The sequence below is a fragment of the Cryobacterium sp. TMT2-14 genome, assembly GCF_004402465.1.
Taxonomy (GTDB): domain Bacteria; phylum Actinomycetota; class Actinomycetes; order Actinomycetales; family Microbacteriaceae; genus Cryobacterium; species Cryobacterium sandaracinum.
Map to the genome: position 1 here is coordinate 55,825 of NZ_SOFV01000040.1, position 17,218 is coordinate 73,042.

The 17,218-nt window shown below is 68.1% G+C and carries 16 protein-coding genes and 1 pseudogene; 8 read left to right on the top strand and 9 right to left on the bottom strand.

Translation table 11 applies throughout. The features are described 5' to 3' along the window. Window positions 1-9: 9 nt before the first annotated feature. A pseudogene (locus E3O28_RS13635) lies at window positions 10-540 on the top strand (glycosyltransferase family 2 protein); the annotation flags it as partial. Window positions 541-652: 112 nt separating this feature from the next. On the opposite strand, the gene E3O28_RS13640 reads toward E3O28_RS13635, so the two are convergent. Further along, window positions 653-934: an alpha/beta fold hydrolase gene (locus tag E3O28_RS13640; RefSeq protein WP_134342063.1), complete on the bottom strand. Its 282-nt coding sequence runs from the start codon at window positions 932-934 to the stop codon at window positions 653-655. 438 nt (window positions 935-1,372) lie between these two features. Beyond that, the gene (locus tag E3O28_RS13645) at window positions 1,373-2,920 is read right to left on the bottom strand and encodes an amino acid permease (RefSeq protein WP_104101074.1); all 1,548 of its coding nucleotides are present in this window, start codon (window positions 2,918-2,920) and stop codon (window positions 1,373-1,375) included. Between the two features lie 220 nt (window positions 2,921-3,140). Here E3O28_RS13645 and E3O28_RS13650 point away from each other — a divergent pair, with 220 nt between their 5' ends. From E3O28_RS13650 to E3O28_RS13670, 5 genes are all read left to right on the top strand, one after another. Beyond that, window positions 3,141-4,508 carry a glutamine synthetase family protein gene (locus tag E3O28_RS13650; RefSeq protein ID WP_134342064.1) on the top strand — a complete coding sequence of 456 codons (1,368 nt, stop codon included), beginning with the start codon at window positions 3,141-3,143 and terminating at the stop codon, window positions 4,506-4,508. Next, window positions 4,495-5,316 (top strand): gamma-glutamyl-gamma-aminobutyrate hydrolase family protein, encoded by an 822-nt coding sequence (locus tag E3O28_RS13655; RefSeq protein WP_198411611.1) that lies wholly within the window; start codon window positions 4,495-4,497, stop codon window positions 5,314-5,316. The genes E3O28_RS13650 and E3O28_RS13655 overlap by 14 nt, the downstream gene beginning before the upstream one ends. After that, on the top strand, window positions 5,313-6,674 hold the full coding sequence (locus tag E3O28_RS13660) for an aldehyde dehydrogenase family protein (RefSeq protein WP_104101072.1): 1,362 nt from the start codon (window positions 5,313-5,315) through the stop codon (window positions 6,672-6,674). The genes E3O28_RS13655 and E3O28_RS13660 overlap by 4 nt, the downstream gene beginning before the upstream one ends. A 35-nt stretch (window positions 6,675-6,709) precedes the next feature. After that, window positions 6,710-7,501, top strand: coding sequence for a 3-oxoacyl-ACP reductase (locus tag E3O28_RS13665; protein WP_166784834.1), 792 nt, complete (start codon window positions 6,710-6,712; stop codon window positions 7,499-7,501). 67 nt (window positions 7,502-7,568) lie between these two features. After that, the gene (locus E3O28_RS13670; protein WP_104101273.1) at window positions 7,569-8,315 is read left to right on the top strand and encodes an FCD domain-containing protein; all 747 of its coding nucleotides are present in this window, start codon (window positions 7,569-7,571) and stop codon (window positions 8,313-8,315) included. Between the two features lie 28 nt (window positions 8,316-8,343). Here the strand turns inward: E3O28_RS13670 and E3O28_RS13675 are convergent, their stop codons facing one another. The 3 genes from E3O28_RS13675 to E3O28_RS13685 all read right to left on the bottom strand — a co-directional run bounded on the left by E3O28_RS13675 (window position 8,344) and on the right by E3O28_RS13685 (window position 11,942). After that, on the bottom strand, window positions 8,344-8,649 hold the full coding sequence (locus E3O28_RS13675; protein WP_233191409.1) for a hypothetical protein: 306 nt from the start codon (window positions 8,647-8,649) through the stop codon (window positions 8,344-8,346). 118 nt (window positions 8,650-8,767) lie between these two features. Beyond that, on the bottom strand, window positions 8,768-10,186 hold the full coding sequence (locus tag E3O28_RS13680) for an NCS2 family permease (protein WP_233191422.1): 1,419 nt from the start codon (window positions 10,184-10,186) through the stop codon (window positions 8,768-8,770). 226 nt (window positions 10,187-10,412) lie between these two features. Beyond that, window positions 10,413-11,942, bottom strand: a complete 1,530-nt coding sequence (locus E3O28_RS13685) for a carboxylesterase/lipase family protein (protein ID WP_241973136.1) — start codon at window positions 11,940-11,942, stop codon at window positions 10,413-10,415. Between the two features lie 102 nt (window positions 11,943-12,044). Here E3O28_RS13685 and E3O28_RS13690 point away from each other — a divergent pair, with 102 nt between their 5' ends. Continuing rightward, window positions 12,045-13,325: a solute carrier family 23 protein gene (locus tag E3O28_RS13690; RefSeq protein ID WP_134416461.1), complete on the top strand. Its 1,281-nt coding sequence runs from the start codon at window positions 12,045-12,047 to the stop codon at window positions 13,323-13,325. A 265-nt stretch (window positions 13,326-13,590) separates the two neighbouring features. On the opposite strand, the gene E3O28_RS13695 is transcribed toward E3O28_RS13690, so the two are convergent. The 3 genes from E3O28_RS13695 to E3O28_RS13705 form a co-directional block, all read right to left on the bottom strand. Then, window positions 13,591-13,920: a peptidase gene (locus E3O28_RS13695; RefSeq protein ID WP_134416463.1), complete on the bottom strand. Its 330-nt coding sequence runs from the start codon at window positions 13,918-13,920 to the stop codon at window positions 13,591-13,593. After that, window positions 13,917-15,119 (bottom strand): inorganic phosphate transporter, encoded by a 1,203-nt coding sequence (locus tag E3O28_RS13700; RefSeq protein WP_134374668.1) that lies wholly within the window; start codon window positions 15,117-15,119, stop codon window positions 13,917-13,919. The genes E3O28_RS13695 and E3O28_RS13700 overlap by 4 nt, the downstream gene beginning before the upstream one ends. Before the next feature lie 89 nt (window positions 15,120-15,208). After that, entirely contained in the window at window positions 15,209-15,682 is a 474-nt protein-coding gene (locus E3O28_RS13705; protein ID WP_104101066.1) for an 8-oxo-dGTP diphosphatase, read from the bottom strand. A 61-nt stretch (window positions 15,683-15,743) separates the two neighbouring features. Between E3O28_RS13705 and E3O28_RS13710 the strand changes: the two genes are divergently transcribed. Then, window positions 15,744-15,998: a mycoredoxin gene (locus tag E3O28_RS13710; RefSeq protein WP_104101065.1), complete on the top strand. Its 255-nt coding sequence runs from the start codon at window positions 15,744-15,746 to the stop codon at window positions 15,996-15,998. Window positions 15,999-16,087: 89 nt separating this feature from the next. Here E3O28_RS13710 and E3O28_RS13715 read toward each other — a convergent pair whose 3' ends face one another. Next, window positions 16,088-17,116 (bottom strand): 6-phosphofructokinase, encoded by a 1,029-nt coding sequence (locus E3O28_RS13715; protein ID WP_104101064.1) that lies wholly within the window; start codon window positions 17,114-17,116, stop codon window positions 16,088-16,090. Between the last annotated feature and the right edge of the window lie 102 nt (window positions 17,117-17,218).

Here is a 17,218-nt window from a genome sequence, read left to right on the forward strand (position 1 = left end):
GCATCCGGTGACGTGATCGCCCGTCTCGACGCCGACTCCGTGCCGCCAGCCGACTGGCTGGCGCGGATCGAGTCCGCGCTGGCGGAGTCCCCCGGGAGCGACATGGTCACCGGCCCCGGCGATTTCTACGGCTGCGGCACCCTCGTGGCCTGGTTGGGCGGGACCTTCTACATCGGCGGATATTTCTTCTGGATGCCGTTCTGGCTGGGGCACCGCCCGGTCTTCGGCTCGAATTTCGCCATGCGCCGGGCGGTCTGGCTGGAGGCCCGCCTCTGGGTGCACCGCGACCGCGACGACATCCACGACGACCTCGACCTCAGTAGGAAACTGAGCCCCGCGGTGCGCGTGCGCTACGACCCGACCCTGCGGGTAGCCATCTCCGGCCGGCCCTTCGATTCCTGGAGCGCCATCGCCCGCCGGGCGCGGTGGGGCGGGCGCACCCTGCTGCAGGGCTGGCCGGAGAATAACCCGTGGCGCCGGCATGCCGCCCGGTACGCGGTGCGGCGCCACCGGGCCGGGCGTCCCACGATCGGGCACTGACCTGTTTCGCGGGGGCATCGGATCAGCCCGCCGGCCTCCGGTTCAGCCGGCCGGCCAACCTCCGGTTCAGCCTGCTACCAGCCGGATCAGCCTGCCGAATCGGCCCGCCTGATCAGCCAGCCGCCCGGTAAAGCGCGGCGAGGGCCAGCTCCGCGACGATCCCGGCGATCGAGTAGCCGAGCACGTGCACCGGGGTGGGCCCTGCGTCGGGGAACACGATCAGGTCGGCCACGAACGGGGCGTAGTCCCAGGGCTCGGTGCCGCCGGGCCCGGCCGCGCACGCCTGGTAGTGCCCGGCCAGGTCGTGGCTCTGCACGAAGTAGCCGGCGTCGGCCAGCAGCGGGGCCAACAGCACGAAGTCTTCCTTGGAGCCGGTCGCGCCGGGCAGCAGCACGATTCTCGGAGCGGCCGGGGTCGCCCAGCTCGAAGGCGGCGAGGTTCCCGCTCGGCGCCGGGAACCAGAAGGCGCGGCTGCCTGCGGGCAGCACCGTCCAGTCCCGGCCGGGGAGGGTGTGGTCGCGCAGCACCATCACATCGGCCGGGTTCCCTGCCGGCCGAGCGGCCGGCGCGGAACCCGGCCGGCCGCGGGAACGCCACTCCCAGACGCACATGGCGTCACGGTAGCGCTCCCGCCCCGCAGCCCGAACGAATTCGACGGAGATTTTGCCGAAAACGGACCTCACCACGTCGAAATGGCCGTTTTCCCCGAGAATCTCCGTCGAATTGGTTCAACACCGGCAGGTCGCTCCGCCTGTGCTGAACAGCGTCCACGCGGGTGCGTCAGCTCTGACCCGCGGAGGGCGACCCAACCAATCGATCGAAACTCGTTCGGCTACGGCGCGCGCTGGTCGTCCCGGCCGTCGAGCGCGAGCAGTTGCTCCTCCACGGCGCCGCCGTAGCCTTCCTTCTGCGGGTCGCCGTGCAGGCCGCCGGACACCGCGTATTCCTCCTCCGGGGAGAGCACGAGGCGCTTGCGCCCGTAGAGCGCGAAGATCAGCAGCATGACCACGTAGACCACGGCGATGGCCGCGATGGCCGGGCGGGCCGGCTCGTTGATGAAGAACCCGAAGAAGATCGCCAGCGAGAGGATGCCCGCGATCACCGCCCCGGGTACGCCCCACGGGCTGCGGTAGGGCCGGTTCGCATTCGGGTACTTTCGGCGCAACACGACGAACGAGATCATCTGCAGGATGTAGGCGATCACGGCTCCCCAAACGGCGATGTTGAGCACGATCGCCCCGGCCACGCCGCCGGCGCCGCCGAGCGAGTCGACGAGGATCAGGGCCACGAAGCCGATCAGGGCCCCCACGAGCAGCGCCACCGCCGGAGTCTGGCGGCGGCCGGTCAGGGAGAGGAATTTCGGATAATAACCGGCCCGCGACAGGGAGTACATGTTGCGCCCGTACGCGAACATGATGCCCTGCAGGGAGGCCAGCAGTCCGACCAGGGCGAACAGGGCCAGCACAGCGGCCGCCTCGTCGCCGACCATCGCCCGAAAGCCGTCGAGCAGTGGCTCCCCGGCGGTGGCGATGTTCGAGGCCCCGACTATCCCGGTGTTGAGCACCAGCACCAGGAGCCCGGTCACGATCAGGGTCGTGCGGGCGATCAGACCGGCTCGCGGGATGTCCCGCACCGGGTCGTGGGATTCCTCCGCGGCCAGCGGCAGCTCCTCAATTCCGAGGAAGAACCACATGGCGTAGGGCAGGGCGAACAGGATCGGCACCACGCCGAAGGGCAGGAACTCGGACTGGCCGGCCTCCGGGGCGATATCGAAGAGGTTGTCCACACTGAAGAGCCCGGAGAAGGCCGCCATTGCCGAGAACACCAGCAGGATGCCGATGGAGATGATCGAGACCACGATCGCGAATTTGAACGAGATCGCGGCGCCGGCCGAGTTCAGGCCGATGAATACGGCGTAGAGGATGGCCCACCACGCCCAGGCGGGCAGTGAGACTCCGAGCAGCTCACTCGTGATGCCGTCGGCGTAGGACGCCGAGAAGTACACGATCACGGCGGTGGTCGCGACATACTCAATGGTCTCGGCCAGGCCGGTGACGAAACCGCCCCAGGGCCCGAGCGCCGCCCGGGCGAAGGAATAGGCGCCGCCCGTGTGCGGCATGGCCGACGCCATCTCCCCGATCGCGAAGATCATGCCGTAGTACATGACGATCAAGAGGGCGAAGGCGATCAGCATTCCGCCGAATCCAGCGAAATCGATGCCGAAGTTCCAGCCCGAGAAATCACCGGAGATGACCGCGGCGACGGCGAGTCCCCACAGCCCCCAGATCCCGGCGCTGCGGCGGAGCTTGCGTTTCTCGAAGTACCCTGCCTCTGCCGTCGTGTAGGTCACGCCCGAGACGTTCAAGGTGTCTTTGGACATCCTGGATTCCTTTGCGTTCTGGTTGCGCAACTCAGCGATCGAGCGGCAACTCCGGGAGTTTACGTTGGCATGACTATAGGGCTCCAATGGTGGCTTGTACATACCTTTACATGCCCGATTCCTGAGTCGAGCGAAACAAAAATTGGCCGTCACACAGCGCTCGATCTGTGGTCTAATGGTCGAATGTTCACCCTTTGACCGGCTCGATGAGGAGAAGTTGATGACACCCCGCTCCGGAAATCTCTCGCTTGAGGACCTCACCTCCCTGGTTCGCGGCGGCGACATCGACACCGTCGTCGTCGCATTCACCGATATGCAGGGGCGGCTGGTGGGCAAGCGGGTTTCCGCGCGGCTCTTCCTGGAAGACGTGGCCGGCCACGGCGCGGAGTGCTGCAACTATCTGCTGGCCGTCGACGTGGAGATGAACACGGTGGACGGCTATGAGATGTCGAGCTGGCGACGCGGCTACGGCGACATGGCCATGATCCCCGACCTCGCCACACTGCGACGCGCGCCCTGGCTGCCCGGGGCCGCCCTCGTCACCGCGGACCTGCGGTGGCTCGACAAGTCACCCGTCGTGGCGTCACCCCGCCAGATCCTGAAAACCCAGCTGGCCCGGCTGGCCGACCGCGGGCTGGTACCCTATGTCGGCACCGAGCTGGAGTTCATCGTCTTCGACGACGGCTACCGGGAGGCGTGGAAGAAGGGCTACCGCGACCTGACCCCCGCCAGCGATTACAACATCGACTATGCGCTGCTCGCATCCACCCGGATGGAACCGTTACTGCGGGACATCCGTAACGCCATGGACGGCGCCGGCATGTACTGCGAGGGCGTCAAGGGTGAGTGCAACCTGGGCCAGCAGGAGATCGCGTTCCGCTACACCGACGCCCTGGCCACCTGCGACAACCACTCCATCTACAAGAACGGCGCCAAGGAGATCGCGGATGCCCACGGCAAGAGCCTGACCTTCATGGCCAAGTTCAACGAGCGGGAGGGCAACAGCTGCCACATCCACATCAGCCTGCGCGGCACCGACGGATCCGCGGTCTTCGCCGACAAGGATGCCGATCACGGCATGTCGACGCTGTTCCGTCACTTCCTCGCCGGCCAGCTCGCGGTGATGCGCGAGCTGACCCTGTTCTCGGCACCGAACATCAACTCCTACAAGCGCTATGTCAGCGGCAGCTTCGCGCCGACTGCGATCGCCTGGGGGCTCGATAACCGCACGTGCGCCCTGCGCGTGGTGGGGGCCGGCCTCGGCCTGCGGGTGGAGAACCGAGTGCCCGGCGGCGACGTGAACCAGTACCTGGCCGTGGCCGCGCTGATCGCGGCCGGCCTCTACGGCATCGAGAACGAACTCGAACTCGACGATGCCTTCGTCGGCAACGCCTACGAGAGCGGCGCCGAGCGGGTGCCGGCCTCGCTGCGGGAGGCCACAGCGCTGTTCGCGACATCCACGATCGCCCGGGAGGCATTCGGCGACGAGGTCGTCGATCACTACCTCAACAACGCGCGGATCGAGCTGGAAGCCTATGACGCGGCGGTGACCGACTGGGAGCGGGTGCGCGGCTTTGAGCGCCTCTGACCCCGGCACCGCACCGCGCCCCGGTGCCGACCCGCGCCCCGTGATCGGCCTGACCACCTATCTCGAGCAGTCCCAGACCGGTGTCTGGGACGTGCCGGCCGCCTTCCTGCCCCAGGCCTATTTCGACTCGGTCATCCGCGCGGGCGGCATCGCCGTGCTGCTGCCGCCGCAGCCCGTGGACGCGGCCATTGCCGACCGGGTGCTCGACGGCCTCGACGGCCTGGTCATCACCGGCGGCAAGGACGTCGATCCGGCGCGTTACGGTCAGGCCGCCCACACGAAAACCGACGAGCCGCGGCGGGACCGTGACGCCTGGGAGCATGAGCTGATCCACCGGGCCATCGACCGGGAGCTGCCGCTGCTCGGCATCTGCCGCGGCGCCCAGATGCTCAACATCGCACAGGGCGGCACCCTGCACCAGCACCTGCCCGACGTCGTGGGCCACGGCGGCTACCAGGCCGGCGGCGGCGTCTTCAACATCGTGGACGTGCACGTGGAACCCGAGTCGCGGCTGCACGGGCTGCTCGACGCCCTGGACGTGCCGCTTCCCGTTCCCGTCTACCACCACCAGTCCATCGACCGGATCGGCGCCGGCCTCACCGTGTCCGCACGCACTCACGACGGGGTCGTGCAGGCCGTGGAACTCACCGATGTCCCGTTCGGGCTGGCCGTGCAGTGGCATCCGGAACAGCACGACGACCTACGTCTCTTCGCGGGCCTCGTCGACGCGGCCGCCCGCTACCGGGCGGCCCGTGACCACGACCACGACCACGACCACGACCACGATCAGGAAAGGGACACCCTGTGAGCAGCTACACCGTGATCAACCCGGCCGACGAGACCCCAGTATCCGTGGTCGAACACCTCGACACGGATGCGACCGATGAGGCCGTCTCCCGGGCGGTGGCCGCGCAGCGGCTCTGGTCCCGGGTGGCGCCAGCCGACAAGGCTGCCGTTCTGCGCCGCTTCGCGGAGGCCGTGGACGGGGACCGGGAGAACCTGGCCCGCATCGAGATGGCCAACTCGGGGCATCCGATCATGCAGGCGCGCTGGGAGGCCGGCCATGTGCGCGACGTGCTGACTTACTACTCGGCCGCCCCCGAGCGACTCTTCGGGCGGCAGATCCCGGTGTCCGGCGGTCTCGACGTGACCTTCCAGGAACCGCTGGGTGTGGTCGGCATCATCACCCCGTGGAACTTCCCGATGACGATCGCGGCCTGGGGTTTCGCTCCCGCCCTCGCGGCTGGCAACGCGGTGTTGCTGAAGCCGGCGGAGTGGACGCCGCTCTCCAGCATCCATCTGGGCGTACTCGCCCGGGAGGCCGGCCTGCCCGAGGGGCTGTTCCAGGTGCTGCCGGGCCGCGGATCGGTGGTCGGCGAACGGTTCGTGACGCACCCCCAAGTGCGGAAGGTCGTCTTCACCGGGTCGACGGATGTCGGCAAGCGGATCATGGCCGGCTGCGCCGCCCAGGTCAAACGGGTCACCCTGGAACTCGGCGGCAAGAGCGCCAACATCGTGTTCGCCGACTCCAACCTGGAGAAGGCCGCCGCCACCGCACCCTCCGGGGTGTTCGAGAACGCCGGCCAGGACTGCTGCGCCCGTAGCCGCATCCTGGTGGAGCGGAGCGTCTACGACCGATTTCTCGAGCTGCTCGAGCCGGCCGTCGCCGGTGTGCGGGTGGGTGATCCCGCCGACGAGAGCACCGAGATGGGCCCGCTCGTCTCGGCCGCGCACCACGCCGCGGTCTCGGCCTATGTGCCGGAGGGCTCCCCCGTGGCCTTCCGGGGCAGCGCCCCGACCGGACCGGGTTTCTGGTTCCCGCCGACCGTGCTCACCCCGGACTCCCGCACGGACCGTTGCGTCACCGACGAGATCTTCGGACCCGTCGTCACCGTGCTGCCGTTCGACGGTGAAGACGACGCCGTGAACCTCGCCAATGACACCGACTACGGCCTCTCCGGATCGATCTGGACCCGCGACGTGGGCCGGGCGATCCGAGTGGCGCGGGCCGTGGAATCCGGCAATCTGTCCGTCAACTCGCACTCCTCCGTGCGCTACACGACTCCATTCGGCGGCTTCAAGCAGTCGGGCCTCGGCCGGGAACTGGGCCCGGACGCCCCGTTGTCGTTCACCGAGACCAAGAACGTCTTCATCGCCGTCGACTAGACGCCACACCCTCAGACGAACCCCAAGGAGCCAGCATGAGCACCCTCACCCCCATCGACCTCACCCAGCGGCTCGCGGGCCGGGTCGCCGTGATCACAGGCGGTGCCAGCGGCATCGGCCTGGCCACGGCGAAACGGTTCGCCGCGGAAGGAGCAACGGTTGTGATCGGCGACCTCGACGAGGCGGCGGGGCTCGCGGCGGCCGACCAGCTCGACTGCCTCTTCGTCAAGGTGGATGTCACCGACGAGGGCGAGGTCAACAACCTCTTCGACACCGCCTATCTCACCTACGGCTCCGTCGACATCGCGTTCAACAATGCCGGGATCTCCCCGCCCGACGACGACTCGATCGAGACGACCGAGCTACCGGCCTGGCAACGGGTGCAGGACGTCAACCTGAAGTCGGTGTACCTGTGCTGCCGGTCCGCCCTGCGCTACATGGTGAAGCAGGGCCGCGGGTCGATCATCAACACGGCCTCGTTCGTGGCCGTGCTCGGCTCCGCGACCAGTCAGATCTCCTACACCGCCTCGAAGGGCGGCGTGCTCGCGCTCAGCCGCGAGCTGGGCGTGCAGTTCGCGCGCCAGGGCATCCGGGTCAACGCCCTTTGCCCCGGCCCGGTGAACACCCCGCTACTGCAAGAGCTATTCGCGAAGGACCCGGAGCGCGCGGCCCGGCGGCTGGTGCACATCCCAGTCGGCCGGTTCGCGGAACCCGAGGAGCTCGCGGCCGCGGTCGCGTTCCTGGCCAGCGATGACTCCTCGTTCATCACGGGCTCCACGTTCCTGGTCGACGGCGGCATCAGCTCGGCCTACGTGACGCCGATGTAGCGGTGCGGGAGGGTGCGGAAACCGTGATGGACTGGAAGTTCGACCAGGAGCCAGGACCAGAACAGTGATCGACGACGAACAGCCCGGGCTCGACAGTGGACTGCTGCTGCGCCCCGTGCACAGTGGCAACGCCTTCGAGGAGACCGTGCAGCGGCTGCTGCAGACCGTGCGGCTGGGACTCGTCGCGCCCGGCGAACGACTGCCGGCCGAACGCGAACTCTCCGCCATGCTCGCCGTGAGTCGGGACACGCTGCGGGATGCGATCGCATCCCTGGCCGAGGCCGGCTATCTGGTCTCCCGACGCGGTCGCTACGGCGGCACCTTCGTCAACGATTCGTTGCCCCAGCAGACGCCCGGCCGAGGCCACGAGCGTGGACTGCCGGCGCGCCGGGACATCTCCGTGGCCGAGATCGAGGACGCGCTCGCGCTCCGGGAAATCTTGGAGGAGGGCGCCGCCCGGCATGCCGCCGCGCGCACCCTGTCGCCCGGCGAACGGGAAGTGCTGTGGAACAGCCTGGCCGACTCGATCGGCGCCACCGGCGAGGACTACCGCCGACTGGACTCCAGGCTGCACCTCACCATCGGCGAGCTGGCCGGCTCACCGTCGCTCGTGCCGCTGCTGGCCGAAGTGCGGATGCGGATCAACGAACTGCTCGACAACATCCCGTCACTCGGACCGAACATCGCACACTCGGACCGGCAGCACGAGCAGATCGTGACCGCGATCCTGACCGGTCGGCCCGACGCCGCCGCACAGGCGATGGCCGAGCATCTGGCCGGCACCGCCCTGCTCCTGCGCGGCTTCCTGGAGTAGCGCGAGGCCGCGCCGGGCCAGATCGAGGTCAGATCAAGAACGCGAACGGCAGCGCCAGCAGGCCGAGGGCCAGCGCCAGCAGCACGAGCAGCAGCGAGCCGGCCAGCAGCACCGCGTTGAGCACGATGCCCCAGATCGCCAGGGTGCGCGCCTGCGGTTCCCGTCCGAGGGCGAGGATGCCGACGACCAGGCCGGCAATGGGCACGAGGAAGGTCCAGCCGGCGACGATCGACACGAGGCCGAGCACGAGGCTCGACACGGCCAGGGTGCTGCTCCGCGGGGGTACGGGCTCGGCAGTGTAGACCGGGGCCTGGTCGGGAGCGATGGTTGACATGGGCGGTTCTCCGTTTCGATGGGGAGCGACGGATGCCGCTCTCCCAACGACACTACGGAGCATCCGTTTTGGCACCCATGGGGTTAGCCCCCGAATCGGGCCGGGGGCGGCCACGCGGTCACGCGCCGAACAGAACCTCGATCGGGCCGCGCACGAAGAAGACCAGGAAGCCGGCCGCGACCACCCAGAGCAACGGGCTGATCTCGCGCGCCTTCCCCGAGAACGAACGCACCAGCACCCAGGTGATGAAGCCGGCCCCGATTCCGTTGGCGATCGAGTAGGTCAGCGGCATCACGATGATCGTGAGGAACACCGGTAGCACGATGGAGAACTCCGTGAAGTCGATGAATCGGATCTGGGACACCATCATCGCGCCGACGATCACGAGGGCGGCCGCGGCCACCTCGAGCGGCACGATCTGGGTGAGCGGGGTGAAGAACATGGCCGCGAGGAACAGCAGTCCCGTGACGATGTTGGCCAGTCCCGTGCGAGCACCCTCGCCGATGCCGGCACCGGACTCGATGAACACCGTGTTCGACGAGGCAGAGGTGGCACCGCCGACGACGGCGCCGACGCCCTCGACGATCAGGGCGGATTTCAGGCGCGGGAAGTTGCCCTTCTCGTCGGCCACATCGGCCTCGCTGGCCAGGCCGGTCATGGTGCCCATGGCGTCGAAGAAGTTCGTGAAGACGAGCGTGAAAACAAGCATCGACGCGGCCAGCATGCCGATCCGGTCGAAGGCGCCGAAGCTGACCTGTCCGACGAGGCTCAGGTCGGGCAGCGAGACGATGGAGGTCGGCAGTACCGGAGCGTTCAGGTTCCAACCGTCGGGGTTCTGCCCGAATGACGGCCCGACCTTGAAAATCGCCTCGAGGACCACCGCGATCAGCGTGGTGGCGACGATTCCGATCAGGAGGGCCGCCTTCACCTTGCGGGCGACCAGGATGCCGAGAATGATCAGGCCGAGCACGAACACGGCGGTCGGCAGGCTCACGACGGAGCCGTTGTCGCCGAGCTGCACGGGCGGCGACGCGGCGCCGCTCGCGCGCACGAAGCCGGAGTCGACCAGGCCGATGAAGGCGATGAACAGGCCGATGCCGACCGTGATGGCGATCTTCAGCTGGCGCGGCACGGCGTTGAAAATGAGCTCGCGTAGGCCGGTGGAGGCGAGCAGCACGATGATGAGCCCGTTGATGACCACGAGGCCCATGGCCTCCGGCCAGGTCACCTGGCCGACGACGCTCACGGCCAGGAAGGAGTTGATGCCGAGGCCCGCGGCGAAACCGAAGGGAAGCCGGGCGACGGCGCCGAACAGGATGGTCATGACGCCGGCGGTGAGGGCGGTGACCGCGGCAACCTGGCCGTTGGGCAGCCATCCGCCGGCCACGTCGACCGCGGCCTGGTCGGCGCTGAAGCCGCCGAGGATGAGCGGGTTGAGGATCACGATGTAGGCCATCGTGACGAACGTCACCAGACCGCCGCGGATTTCCCGGCCGTAGGTGGAGCCGCGCCGGGTGATTTCGAAGTACCGATCGATGCGGGCCTTGAGCCCCGGGTTCGTGCCCGCCGGGGCGTCCGGCTTGGGGGCAGGCGTGGATGACGTGTGGGTCTCTGTTTCAGAAATGGGGTGCTCCTGGTGTCCGACTCAGCTGATTCTCAGTTCCTCAGTTTACGGCCCCGGAGCGCGGGCCGATTCCGCGGGGCTGGGCGAGGACGGCCCGCGGAGGCAACCGGCCGGGCTTCCGGGCTGTGGCACGCCGAGCTCAGATGTGCGGCACGAAGGCGTCCCAGGCCCGGCGGCGGTCCCCGCGCGGGTCGGACTCGACACGGTCGACGGCGTCGATGACCAGGGTCAGACGCTCGGCCTCGTCGTAGAGCGGCCAGGCCGCATCCGGCACCCCGGAGGCCGCGAAACTGAGCCACCAACCCTGCATCCGGGCACCGATCCGCTGGAAGTCGCGGCGACCGCCGAGCGCGGTCATGCCGCGGCCGAACCAGCCGTCGAGCCGGTCGAACAGCGGGAACAGCTCGAGGCCGTGCGTAGCGTCGAGCCCCATCAAACGCACCAGGCGCGGCGCGGCATCGAAGCGGTAGAAGCGCACCGGGGCATACCGGGAGTGCCGTTCGCCCACGCGCACGCTCGGGTACCAGAAAGAAAAATCACCACCGAAATCGAGGGCGGGCCGCAGCGCGGGTATCCCGGGGTACTGCGCCCGCAGGCGCGTGCGAGCTTTCTTCTTGGTGTTCGCGAACACGGCGCGGATGCGCCCGGGCGTCGTGGCGAGGATGTCGATGCGCCCACTGAACAGCGAACCTTCCCGCGAGTTGGTGCCGATGATCAGCGGAATCCGGTGGGCACGGCCGTCGCGGAAGGCGTCGAGAGGTCGTTCAGGCAGGAAGTCGCCGTCGATCACGGGCGAGAGCGGGATCGTGCCGGGGTACCGGTCCGGGGCGCGCCGCGTCAGGTCGCTCGTGGCCTCGGCCAGATGTTCCGGGTCGGCCTGCAGAAGCAGGGCAGCGGCATTCGTCACCGTGGTGGGCGAGTTCGTCGGGTCGGCCTGCCCGGTGCGCCGGGCCAGGAGCCGCACAAAGTCCGTGGCCCACTCGGCGGTGACATCGGGGGCATAGACGGCGTTCGGCGGGGCGCTCTGCGCGATCGCGCGCTGGAAGAGTCCGGCGGCGGCCGGGACGGTCATCAGGGTGGTCACGGCGTTGGCTCCGGCCGATTCGCCGAAGAGGGTGACGGCATCCGGGTTGCCGCCGAACGCGCGGATGTTGCGCCGCACCCAGCCGAGCGCAGCCACCTGGTCGCGCAGCCCGAGGTTGCTCTCGAACGCATGCTCCGCGGTCGAGTAACGGCTGAAGTCGATGTAGCCAAGCGCCCCCAACCGGTAGTTGAGGCTGACATAGACGATGCCGCCGCGCCGCACGAGCCCCTCACCCTGCCGGGGCACCTCCCGCGAGGACCCGACGCTGTAGGCGCCGCCGTGGATGAAGACCATGACGGGCCGCAGCATCCGCGGGTCGACCGGTTCGTCGGGAGCGATCACGTTGAGGTTGAGGCAGTCCTCGCTTTGCGGGATCGTCGGTTTCGCGCCGATGAACTGGCCGCGGTGGCTCTGCGTGGCGACCGGGCCGAAGGAGCTTGCATCCCGTTCGCCCGGCCAAGGCGCGGCCGGCTGCGGAGCGCGGAATCGGAGCTCGTCCACGGGGGCGGCCGCGTAGGGAATCCCGCGCCACTGGCGCACCCCGCGCACCCGGATTCCGTGCAGCAAGCCGGTTTCAATCCTCACCGAGAGTGGCTCTGCTTGGGCAGGCTGAACGGATGGTCTCACCGTCCGATCTTAATTGTTCACTACCATCGGGATTACGTACGACACGGAAACGAGAAACACATGGCTCTGCCCTGGACCCTGCACGGTGACGGAAAAACGGTCGGAGCCACGGATGTCGTCGGCCCCGGCGAGCGCCTGAACTGGCCGCTGACCATCGGGATCGGCACCCAGCACGTCATCGCCATGTTCGGTGCCACGTTCCTGGTACCGCTGCTCACGGGCTTCCCACCCAGCACGACGCTGCTCTTCTCGGGCATCGGCACCCTGCTTTTCCTGGTAATCACGCGCAACAAGCTGCCCAGTTACCTCGGCTCCTCGTTCGCCTTCATCGCGCCGATCACCGCCGCGACCGCGAGCGCGGGCATGGGCAGCGCCCTGTTCGGCATCATCGTCGTCGGCCTACTCCTGGCCCTGATCGGCGTGATCGTGCAGCTCACCGGCACCGGCTGGATCGACGCATTGATGCCGCCCGTCGTCTCCGGGGCCATCGTCGCCCTGATCGGCCTCAACCTGGCGCCCGTCGCCAAGTCGAACTTCGAGCTGGCCCCGCTCACCGCGCTGATCACCCTGCTCGCCGTGATCCTCTCGACCGTGGTGTTCCGCGGCATCCTGGGCCGGCTGTCCATCTTCATCGGCGTGATCGTGGGCTATGTGGCCGCCGTGGTGGCCGGCGAGGTCGACTTCAGCGGGGTGGGCGAGGCTGTCTGGATCGGCCTGCCCCAGTTCACCGCGGCGATGAACCCGTTCGCGGATCCGTCCGCCGCCCTCGGCGTGCTGCCGGCGTTCCTGCCGGTCGTGCTCGTGCTGGTGGCCGAGAATGTTGGCCACATCAAGGGCGTTGCCCAGATGACGAATGTGACGGTGAACCGCTTCACGGGTCGCGCCCTGATGGCCGACGGCCTGGCCACGATGCTCGCCGGCTTCAGCGGCGGATCGGGCACCACCACCTATGGCGAGAACATCGGCGTCATGGCGGCCACCCGCATCTACTCCACGGCCGCCTACTGGGTCGCGGGCATCACCGCGGTGCTGCTCGGGCTCTCCCCCAAGATCGGTGCGGTCATCAACACGATCCCGGCGGGGGTGCTCGGCGGCGTCACCACGGCCCTCTACGGCCTGATCGGCATCATCGGCGTGAAGATCTGGCTCGACAACAAGGTCGACTTCAGCAAGCCGGTCAACCAGTTCACCGCAGCCACCGCGCTGATCATCGGCATCGCCGACTACACCTTCACGGCCGGCAGCCTCAGCTTCAACGGCATCGCGCTCGGCACGGTCGCCGCCATCGTGATCTACCACCTGATGACGTGGGTGGCCCGGGTGCGCGGCACCGCACGGTAGCATCCGCGGCCCTCCGCAGCGCCGCAGGTAGTGGCTCGCGGCGCATGTTCTGGCTCGCGGCGCACCGTCTACCGTGCACCCAGCTCCACGGGGTGCACCGCCAGCCTGACGGACCAGGTCGCGCAGTCTTCCGGCGTTGCGAGCGTGCAGCGCCGTTCCGCACGTGGCGTGCCACCAGCGCAGCGGCGCAGCTACCGCGCGGCGACCGAGAGCGCCCGTTACGGCACGGAACGCTGCGAGGGAAGCGGAACAGGGACGCAGCGGGTCAGCGGTGCAGGGCCGGCACAATCAGGTAGACACCGTAGAGCACGGCCGCGCTACAGAGCACGAAACAGGCGTAGGCGCCCATCAGGGCGACCTGCTTCTGCAGAGGGCTCAGTGGGCCGGCGGCGGCCTTGCGCGCGCGCTTGGCCTCCTTGGCCGCACGCTTGGAGGTGAGCACGGTGATGGCTCCCGTGAATTCGGCCGGTTCGACCACGGGTACACGGCCGGAGGTGGTGAGCAACCGCAGCCCGAGCGAATACAGGCCCACCACGACCGCGGACGAGAGGAGAGAAGCGAGCGCGACGACAAGGAACGCAGACCAATCGATCACAGCGCGACCTTCTTCTGATCCTTGCGAGAGGCCGTGCGGGAGGCCTTGCGGGGGGTCTTCCGGATCTTCACGACCCGCCCGGCGTCGTCGATGTCGTGCAGGTTGTCGTGCGTGACCCGGCTCTGGCGGGACCGGCGAAACAGCACGGCGATGACGAGGGAACCGATCACCAGGTCGAGCACGATGCCCATCGGTCCGATCAGGGCGAGTCCGGCCGCGAAGGCACCCATGATGGCCGCCGCCGGCAGGGTGAGCACCCAGCCGAGCGCGATCTGGCCGGCCATCCCCCAGCGCACGGTCGAGCCGCGGCGGCCCAGGCCCGAGCCGATCACCGACCCGGACGCGACCTGCGTGGTGGAGAGCGCGAAGCCGAGTTGGCTGGACGCGAGGATGGTGGCCGCGGTGCTGGTCTCCGCAGCGAAGCCCTGGGCCGGCTTGATGTCGGTGAGGCCGCGACCCATGGTCCGGATGATTCGCCAGCCGCCGGTGTACGTGCCGATCGCGATCGCGATCGCGCAGGTGGTGATGACCCACAGCTGCGGGCCGGTGCCCACGTCCTGCATCCCGCCGGCGATCAGGGTGAGGGTGATGACACCCATGGTCTTCTGGGCGTCATTGGTGCCGTGTGCGAGGGCAACGAGCGACGAGGAGATGATCTGCGCGTAGCGGAAGCCGCCCCGGCCATCCGCCTTGCCGGAATCCCGCCGGGTGATGAAGTAGGCGAGCCTGGTGGCGAGGTAGGCGACGATACCCACCGTGAGCGGGGCGATCAGTGCCGGCAGGATGACCTTGGCCAGCACGACGTCGTAGGCGACCGCCTGCGAGCCGACGCCGATGATCGTCGCGCCGATGAGTCCGCCGAACAGGGCGTGGCTCGAGCTGGACGGCAGGCCACGCAGCCAGGTGATGAGGTTCCAAACGATGGCGCCGATCAGGCCCGCGAAGATGATCTCGGGAGTGATCTGAACTCCGGCGTCATCCTTGTTGATGATGCCGCCGGAAATGGTCCTGGCGACCTCGGTGGAGAGGAAAGCCCCGACCAGGTTCAGAATGGCGGCGAGTCCCACCGCGACCTTCGGGCGCATGGCCCCGGTCGCGATGGGGGTTGCCATCGCGTTTGCGGTGTCGTGGAAGCCGTTGGTGAAATCGAAAATCAGTGCGAGCGCAATCACAAGCGCAACGATCAGGGTGAAATCCACCGGCGTCTTCCTCTGAGTGTACGACAGCCGGGGTTATCTCAAGCTGCACCGCTGTGATAAGCCTGACACTCCCGGGGAAGCAGGTCAATTCAAACCGGGTCGACCACCGTGGCCAAGTCGGGACCGAAGGTGTAAGTGGCCCGCACCGGAATGCCGGCGAGCACCCCCGGCAGCCAGTGCCGGGCGTCGTCCCACATCTCGTCCACCGGTAGCGCGGCCACGTCGAACCAGACTGGGTTCAGCTCGTCGGACTCGCGCGGGGTGCCGCTCCACTGCGTGCAGACGAACACGCTCGATTCCTGGCTCCAGGCCTCCCGGTGCGGAAACAGGTAGGTCAGCAGACCCAACGGGGTCAGGGCGGATGCCGCCACGACCAGGCCGGACTCCTCCTCGATCTCCCGCACCATCGCCTCCACGGCCGACTCCCCCGGCTCGAGCTTGCCGCCGAGGCCGACGATGTTGCCCCGGCCCAGTCCTTTCTTCTTGCGGCCGAGCAGCACCTGCAGGTCCCCCGATGGAGAACGCCGGGTGAGGTAGCCCACGCAGACCTGAGGAAGAGACATGAACCAATGGTAACGAGGTACGGTCCGGCTCCCGTTCAGGCCGGTTTGTTAGGATCCAAATATGAACTTTGTGCCGGAATCCGGAACCATAACCATGTTCACGACGACCTGGTGCGGCTATTGCACCCGCCTGAAGACCCAGCTGGTCAAGGCCGGCATCGCCTACACCGAGATCAACGTGGAGGAGGTCGACGGCACGTCCGAGCTGGTGATGAGCCTGAACAACGGCAACCGCACGGTTCCGACAGTCCTCTTTCCGGACGGCTCCAGCGCGACGAACCCGTCGCTGGCGCAGGTTCAGGCCAAACTCGCCTGAGTCGGTCCCGGAACGCACGAAGGGGTCCCGGTCGAACCTCCGCCAATCGGCGGAAATCGATCCGGATCCCCTCAGCGCCTGGTGCGGGTTTAGCCGAAGAGCACCGCGGCCTCGTCGTAGCGCGCCTGCGGCACGGTCTTTAGACCGATGGTCGCTTCCGCGATGCTGACGATTTCCATGTCGGTGCCTCGCAGGGAAACCATGGAGCCCCACTGGCCGGCGTAGACGGCGTCGACGGCCGCCATGCCGAGGCGGGTGGCGAGCACCCGGTCATAGGCCGACGGAGCGCCGCCGCGCTGGGTGTGGCCGAGGACGGTGGCGCGGGATTCGATGCCCGTGCGCTCCTCGATCATCGGGGCGATCATCTCGCTGATGCCGCCGAGGCGGGGGCGGTTGAACGCGTCGAGGCCCTTGGTCGAGAGCGCCTCCTCCATGCCGGCGAGCTTGAAGCCCTCGGAGACGACGAGCACGGGTGCGCGGCCGCGGTCGCGCACGTGCATGACCCAGTCGCAGATCTGCTCGATGGTCTGGGGCTGCTCCGGGATCAGGATGGCGTGGGCGCCGCCGGCCATGCCGGAGTGCAGGGCGATCCAGCCCACGTGGCGGCCCATGACCTCGACGATCATGCAGCGGCCGTGGGATTCGGCCGTGGTGCGCAGTCGGTCGATGGCCTCGGTGGCGATCTCGACGGCGGTGTTGAAGCCGAATGAGTAATCGGTGGCTTCGAGGTCGTTGTCGATGGTCTTGGGAACGCCGACGATCTGGAGTCCGGCATCCGTCAGTCGGCGTGCCGCGGTGAGGGTGCCCTCGCCGCCGATGGCGATAATCGCGTCGATTCCTTCCGCGTCCATCGTCTTCTGAATGTTAATGGGGCCGCCGTTTTCACCCTCGAACGGGTTCGTGCGGGAGCTACCGAGGATGGTGCCCCCCTGACGGGAGAGACCGCGCACGCTGTGCCGGTCCAGAGTCATAAAGTCGCCCTCGACCAGGCCTTTCCATCCGTTGCGAATGCCGACGAATTCGGCATCGAGGACGCGGATGCCTTTAAGGACGGAACCGCGAATAACCGCGTTCAGGCCGGGGCAGTCTCCGCCGCTGGTGAGGATACCAATTTTCATTTGTCGTTGCTCCTTGTTGCACAAGTGATCAGATTGGCGCCCACACCGCCGCCACTCAATGATGGACCCCAAACGAGGCCCGGTTCAAATCCACGCCGGTGA